1 protein-coding gene is annotated in these 366 nt (G+C 60.1%); it reads left to right on the top strand.

The window, feature by feature from the left end:
• Positions 1-35 precede the first annotated feature (35 nt).
• Complete coding sequence (locus tag AB1L30_RS00685; protein ID WP_367011423.1) at positions 36-347, top strand: hypothetical protein; 312 nt, start codon at positions 36-38, stop codon at positions 345-347.
• Positions 348-366: the final 19 nt, after the last annotated feature.

The following is a 366-nucleotide window of genomic DNA, read 5'->3' as shown; positions in this document are numbered from 1 at the left end:
GGGTATAAAGCGCTGGCTGGACTTCTAAATTCCACTTGTTGAATCGCACGGGTGGCTGGCTGATCAACAACTGGATCCGTGCCAAGCACGGCTACGACCTCGAGGATGAATGGGGCGGCAAGACGCAGCGCGGCGACAGCGCCGAAACGAAGCGCCTGAAGGCGGAGAATGAAGCGCTGAAAGGGCAGCTCGATTCCATGCAGGACCGGATGGTCAACCTGGAACGGATCGTCACCGACAAGGGCTATTCGCTGTCCGACGAGATCGAGGCGCTGCGCGACCGGCCCTCCGCGCGCCGGGAAGACAGCGGCGTGCCGCTGAACATGGAAAAGAAGGAGCGCATCTGATGGAATTCATTACTCCTGC

The sequence above is a fragment of the Bremerella sp. JC817 genome (genome assembly GCF_040718835.1).
GTDB lineage: Bacteria > Planctomycetota > Planctomycetia > Pirellulales > Pirellulaceae > Bremerella.
The sequence above is the reverse complement of the archived record's forward strand: the minus strand, read 5'-3'. Positions and strand labels throughout refer to the sequence as shown.